This window comes from Streptomyces sp. NPDC023723 (assembly GCF_040639815.1).
Taxonomy (GTDB): Bacteria; Actinomycetota; Actinomycetes; order Streptomycetales; family Streptomycetaceae; genus Streptomyces.
On record NZ_JBFAAP010000110.1, the window covers coordinates 1 to 5,915 of the forward strand.

A 5,915-nucleotide genomic window follows, 5' to 3' on the forward strand; every position below is an offset into this window, starting at 1 on the left:
CGGCCGGCCGGCGGCGCCGCACGCCCGGGCCGTCCGCCGGGTTCCGGCCCGCACCCGGGGCCCCGGTGTGAGCCGGTGCGGACCCGGGCAGCAGCCACCGCGTGCGCCGGACGATCAGTGCGGCACAGAATTCGCGTAGGCAGAAGCCGTTGCGGAGAGCCGTGGCGGAACAGAAAGGCGGCAGCGTGAGGGACGCCAAGCCCGACGCCCGGTCGGGGCCTGTGGGCCGGATGAAGATGCCGCGGGCGGTCGCGAACCTGCCGGGGCAGGTCCGCGAGGAGCTGACCCACCGGCTGCGGCGCAACAAGCGGGCCTTCCGCGAGGAGGACGTCCAGGTCGTCGAGCGGCCGCTGCTGAAGCGCGCGGTCGGCGCCTCCGCGCTGGGCAACTGCATGGAGTGGTTCGACTTCGGCGTCTACAGCTATCTCGCCGCCACCGTGGGCAAGGTGTTCTTCCCCGGCGCCTCCCCCGGTGTCCAGCTGATCTCGTCCTTCGCCACCTTCGCCGCGGCCTTCGTGGTCCGGCCGCTGGGCGGTCTGGTCTTCGGCCCGCTCGGCGACCGCATCGGCCGGCAGAAGGTGCTCGCCACCACCATGATCCTGATGGCGGCCGGCACCTTCTCCATCGGTCTCATCCCGAGCTACGCCACCATCGGCATCGCGGCCCCGGTCCTGCTGCTGCTCGCCCGGATGGTCCAGGGCTTCTCCACCGGCGGCGAGTACGGCGGCGCCACCACCTTCGTGGCCGAGTACTCACCGGACCGGCGGCGCGGTTTCCTCTCCAGCTGGCTGGATTTCGGCACATTCGTCGGTTATGCCCTGGGATCGGCGCTGGTGACGGTGCTGAACCTCGCGCTCAGCGACGACCAGATGCTCTCCTGGGGCTGGCGACTGCCGTTCCTGATCGCCGGTCCGCTGGGCGTCATCGGTCTGTACATGCGGCTGAAGCTGGAGGAGTCCCCCGCCTTCCAGCAGCAACTAGACGCGCACGAGAAGACCATGGCGCAGGAGTCGGCGGGCAGCGAGTTCAAGACCATCGTCAAGGACCACTGGAAGCCGCTGCTCATCTGCATGGGCCTGGTGCTGCTGTACAACGTCACCAACTACATGGTCACCGGGTATCTGCCCACGTACCAGACCGAGACGCTGGGCCGCTCCAGCGGCTTCGCCGACGTCCTGGTCCTGATCGGCATGGTGTGGATCGTGCTGCTGATCACCTTCCTCGGACGGCTCAGCGACCACGTCGGCCGGCGTCCGTTGTACGCGGTCGGCGCGGTGGCGATGATCGTGCTGGCCGTGCCGGGGTTCCTGCTGCTGAGGTCGGACGGCACGGCGGCCCCGGTGCTCGGCGTGCTGCTGCTGTCCACGCTGCTGGCCTGCTTCGCCGCGCCGAGCGCCGCCACGCTGCCCGCGCTCTTCCCGACCGCCGTGCGCTACGCCGCGATGGGCATCGGCTTCAACTTCGCCGTCGCCGCGTTCGGCGGCACCACACCGCTGTTCACCGAGGCGCTGGTGAACGCCACGGGCAACGATCTGGTGCCCGCGTACTACCTGATGGTGGCCGGTGTCATCGGCCTGGTGACCGTGCGGTTCCTGCCCGAGAGCGCGCAGGTTCCGCTGCACGGCTCGCAGCCGATGGTCGGCTCCCGGGCCGAGCAGCGGGAGCTGATCACCACCTCCGAGGAGCTGTACGACTTCGCCAAGGAACGCTCCGCGACCCGCTGACGCCCTTTCAGGACGCCGGCCGGCTCAGCCGCCCGGGCCACCAGACCCGCCGGCCGAGGTCCCGGGCCAGCGCCGACACCAGCAGGGACCGCACCACCAGGGTGTCGAGCAGCACGCCGAAGGCGACGATGAAGGCGATCTGCACCAGGAAGGCCAGCGGGATCACGCCGAGCGCGGCGAAGGTCGCGGCGAGCACCACGCCCGCGGAGGTGATCACCCCGCCGGTGCTGACCAGGCCGCGCAGGATGCCCTGGCGCACCCCGTGCCGCAGCGACTCCTCGCGAACCCGGGACATAAGGAAGATGTTGTAGTCCACGCCGAGGGCGACCAGGAACACGAACCCGTACAGCGGCACCGACGGGTCGGTGCCGGTGAAGCCGAAGACGTGCGGGAAGACCAGGGCGGAGACGCCGAGAGTGGCGAGGAAGCTGAGCGCCACGGTGAGCACCAGCAGGACCGGCAGCAGCAGGGAGCGCAGCAGCGCGACGAGGATGACGAGGATGATGGCGAGGACGACGGGGACGATGAGGGTGCGGTCCCGTTCGGCGGTGCGCAGGGTGTCGTACTGCTGGGCGGTGTAGCCGCCGACCTTCGCGTCCGCGCCGGGCACCGCGTGCAGGGCGGTGCGCAGCCGGGCCACGGTGTCCTTGGCCGCGTCGCTGTCGGCGGCGGCGCTCAGGGTGACGTCGATACGGACCCGGCCGTCGACGGTCAGCGGCTCTCCCCCGCCGGGCCGGCCGGCGGCGGTGACCGGGGCGGCCGAGGCCACTCCGGCGGTGTCCTCGGCCACCGCGACCACCCGGTCGGCGCGGCCGGCGTCCGCGATGACCACCGCCGGGTTGCCGGAGCCGCCCGGGAAGTGCTCGCTCAGGGTGCGCTGCGCCTCCACGGACCTGGCCTCGCCGACGAAGGTCTCGTCCAGCGGTACGCCCTTGGAGTCGAGCGCCGGGGCGAAGGCGGCGGCGGCCAGCAGGCAGATCAGGGAGCCGGCCCAGACCTTGCGCGGCGCGCGGTCCACGAGGCCGGCGACCCGGTGCCACACGCCCCGGCGTTCCTCGGCCGGCCGGGGCCTGGCGGGCCAGTAGGCGGCGCGGCCGAGCAGGACCAGGACGGCGGGCAGGAAGGTGAGGGTGGTCAGGACGGCGCAGCCGACGCCGATGGCGCCGACCGGGCCGAGCGCGCGGTTGTTGGTCAGGTCGCTCAGCAGCAGGGCGAGCAGACCGAGAGCGACGGTGGCGGCGCTGGCGACGACGGTGCCCCAGGACTCCTTGAGCGCGGCCCGCATCGCCGCGAACCGGTCCTCGCGGTGGGCGAGTTCCTCGCGGTAGCGGGCGGTCAGCAGCAGGGCGTAGTCGGTGGCGGCGCCGATGACCAGGATCGACAGGATGCCCTGGACCTGGCCGTCGACCCGGACCACGTCGTGGTCGGCGAGCACGTAGACGATCGCGCAGGCCACGCCGAGCGCGAAGACCGCGCCGAGGATGACCACGAACGGCAGCAGCACGCTGCGGTAGACCAGCAGCAGGATGACGAGGACGGCCAGCAGTGCCACGCCGAGCAGCAGACCGTCGATGCCGGCGAAGGCGTCGGACAGGTCGGCCTGGCTGGCGGCGGGTCCGGCGATGCCGGCCCGGGTGCCGGGGACCTCGCCGGCGGCGTCCCGGATCCGGTCGAGGGCGGCGGCGAGGTCGTCGCCGAGGTCGGGGCGCAACTGGACGACGCCTTCGAGGGCCTCGCCGTCCCGCGAGACGACGGCGGGCGACACCTGCCCGGTCACTCCGGGGGCGTCCTTGAGGGAGGCGAGCGCCGCGGTGGCTGCGGCCTGCCGGGCGGCCACCGCACCGCCGCCGTCCGCGGTCCACACCACGATCGCGGGCAGCGTCTCGTCCTGCTGGAAGGCCCGCTGTTCGTCGATCACCTCCGTGGACTCGGCGCTGCGCGGCAGGAACGCCGCCTGGTCGTTGGTGGCGACCTCGCCGAGGCGTCCGGCGAACGGGCCGGTGGTCCCGCCGACCCCCAGCCAGGCGATCAGCAGCAGGGCGGGCAGCAGCAACCGGACCCAGCGGGTGCGGCGCGCGGTGACAGGCATGGCTCTCCCGGCGGACGGCAACAGTAACTCAACGAGAAACAATCTCAATCATCAAGATACATTTACTCCCGGCCGGGTCCCAGCTCCGCCATCTCCTCGTTCAGCGCGCCGAGGAAGCGCACCACCACCGACAGCTCCGCCTCGCTGAACCGGCCGCGGGCGGCGTCGGTGGCCTGGGCCAGTGGCCGGAACCAGGAGCGGGCCGCGGCCATCGCGTCGGCCGCGTAGTGCAGGTGGACCACCCGGCGGTCGGCGCTCTCCCGGACCCGGCGGATGTGCCCCGCGCGCTCCAGCCGGTCCACGCAGGCGGTCACCGCGCCGGAGGTCAGCCCGAGGTGCTCGCGCAGCCGCCCGGGGGTCATCGGCTGCTCGGCGTCGAGGATCGCCGCGAGCGCCTGCACGTCCGTCGGGTGCAGCCCCTGGCCGGCGGCGAAGCCGTGCGCCAGCCGGTTGATCCCGCCGTTCATCCTGCGCAACTGGACGGCGAAACTCCACAGATCGGTCCCGCCGTCCGCCGCCCCGGTCTTCTCTTCCGCACTGGCCACGTGATCAGCCTATAGAAGGCCCTCCCGGTCGGAGTCCGGCCAGACGTAGGGCAGGTCGTCCGGCACGTCCGGGAACAGGGCGGCGTAGGTCCCCGGGTCCTTGCGCACCAGCGCCGAGCGGTGGCTGCGGTGGAAGGGCTCGTCGCCCAGCCAGGGCGGCAGGTCACCGGTGTCCGCCAGCTCCGCCTGCTGCCGGACGGGCCCCGGGCGGAACTCGGCGAGCCCGGCGACGAGGGAAGCGGCGCAGCTGTCCTGGTGTCCCCGCTCCCGCCAGATCCGGCAGATCTCCAGGCCGTAGCGGACCAGGGCCTCCTCGTACCCGGTCCACATCCGCACCGCGGGGTGCCGGCGCCAGCCGTAGCCGGGCACGGTCAGACCGCGCAGCACCTGGAGCGCCTCGACCCGCTGTTTGCCGAGCCGGCGGCGGTCCAGGGCGAGGGCGGACGCGCGGAAGTCGGAGTGCGGAAGGAAGGTCTGCATGGTCCCGTCCTGGTCGGTCAGCCGGGGAAGCGGCCACGGGCGCGCAGGTGCCGGCGGCGTTCGGCGTAGGCGAGGTCGTCGCGCCACAGCCGGCCGGCGGCGGCGCTCATCGCGGGGCGCAGCAGGGGCGAAAGGCGCCGGGCGAGCGCGAATCCCGGCCGGTCGGAGGTGGCCAGCACGGCCTCGACGACAGCGGTACGGGGCCGTCCCGCGTCGTCGGGCCCCAGGGGCGTGGCGTGGGTCTCGACGACGGAGCCCGCGCCCTCTCCCTCGGTGATGCGCATGACGACGGTACGGGGTCCGGGGGCGGTGAACTCCGTGCGCACCGGGACGACGAGGCGCCCGCCGAGCCGGAAGGAGACGTCGACGACGAAGCGGTCGCCGGTACCGGTCCCGTCGGGTTCTTCGAGCACCGTGAGGTCGGTGAAGGAGTACGGGTGGAACCAGGCGCCGTGCCAGGGGTCGAGGCGGTTGGCGATCACATCCTCGGGGTCGCAGCGGCCCTCGCCGCGCCAGACCGAGCACAGGGCCGTGGCGAGGGCGGGCCGCGGCGGCACCAGGGGCGCCTCGGTGGGCGGTTCCGCGCCGGGCGCGTCGAGCCGTACCCACACCAGGACGCCGTCGTCGTGCACCGGCAGCGGCTGCCAGCCGGCGGCCGCGGTGCCGTCCAGGGCGAGGCCGTGCCAGTGGCACACGAGCGCCCCGCACCGCACCGGGCTGTCGGCCAGCGGGGCGCCGAGGTGCGGGCAGATTCCCGGCCCGCCCACCAGGCGTCCGCGCGCGTCCCGCCACACGACGACCTCCTCGCCCGCGACCGTGGCCGCCAGCGGACGGCTGGGGCGCACGTCGGCGCGGGCGCCGACGACGTACCAGCTGCCGGCGGGCCGGGCCCGAGCCCGCTCCAGGGCGGCGGCGATGACGGCGGGCCGGGCGGCCCGCCAGGTCGGCGGCTGCCGCTCCCAGGGCACCGGACGGCGCTTGAACCGGAGCGGGTAACGGCCCGTGCGGGGGCCCGGGTCGGGACTCATCGGGTTTCCTTCGCACCGGTGGTGCCGCGCGCTGCCTCGCGCCGGCCGG

General features: G+C 73.8%; 5 protein-coding genes. 1 reads left to right on the top strand and 4 read right to left on the bottom strand.

Annotated elements, in window-relative coordinates; genetic code table 11:
* Positions 1-236 precede the first annotated feature (236 nt).
* On the top strand, positions 237-1,724 hold the full coding sequence (locus AB0G32_RS40055; RefSeq protein ID WP_361175924.1) for an MFS transporter: 1,488 nt from the start codon (positions 237-239) through the stop codon (positions 1,722-1,724).
* 7 nt (positions 1,725-1,731) lie between these two features.
* Here the strand turns inward: AB0G32_RS40055 and AB0G32_RS40060 are convergent, their stop codons facing one another.
* From AB0G32_RS40060 to AB0G32_RS40075, 4 genes are all read right to left on the bottom strand, one after another.
* On the bottom strand, positions 1,732-3,813 hold the full coding sequence (locus AB0G32_RS40060; RefSeq protein WP_361175912.1) for an MMPL family transporter: 2,082 nt from the start codon (positions 3,811-3,813) through the stop codon (positions 1,732-1,734).
* A 62-nt stretch (positions 3,814-3,875) separates the two neighbouring features.
* Positions 3,876-4,358, bottom strand: a complete 483-nt coding sequence (locus AB0G32_RS40065; protein WP_361175915.1) for a MarR family transcriptional regulator — start codon at positions 4,356-4,358, stop codon at positions 3,876-3,878.
* Between the two features lie 9 nt (positions 4,359-4,367).
* Positions 4,368-4,838, bottom strand: a complete 471-nt coding sequence (locus tag AB0G32_RS40070) for an MSMEG_6728 family protein (protein WP_361175918.1) — start codon at positions 4,836-4,838, stop codon at positions 4,368-4,370.
* Between the two features lie 17 nt (positions 4,839-4,855).
* The gene (locus tag AB0G32_RS40075) at positions 4,856-5,866 is read right to left on the bottom strand and encodes a DUF5914 domain-containing protein (protein ID WP_361175921.1); all 1,011 of its coding nucleotides are present in this window, start codon (positions 5,864-5,866) and stop codon (positions 4,856-4,858) included.
* Between the last annotated feature and the right edge of the window lie 49 nt (positions 5,867-5,915).

Excerpts from the sequence above, each read along its gene's own strand:
- AB0G32_RS40060 (WP_361175912.1), bottom strand. The coding sequence starts at position 3,813 with ATGCCTGTCACCGCGCGCCGCACCCGCTGGGTCCGGTTGCTGCTGCCC.
- AB0G32_RS40055 (WP_361175924.1), top strand. The coding sequence starts at position 237 with ATGCCGCGGGCGGTCGCGAACCTGCCGGGGCAGGTCCGCGAGGAGCTG.
- AB0G32_RS40075 (WP_361175921.1), bottom strand. The coding sequence starts at position 5,866 with ATGAGTCCCGACCCGGGCCCCCGCACGGGCCGTTACCCGCTCCGGTTC.
- AB0G32_RS40070 (WP_361175918.1), bottom strand. The coding sequence starts at position 4,838 with ATGCAGACCTTCCTTCCGCACTCCGACTTCCGCGCGTCCGCCCTCGCC.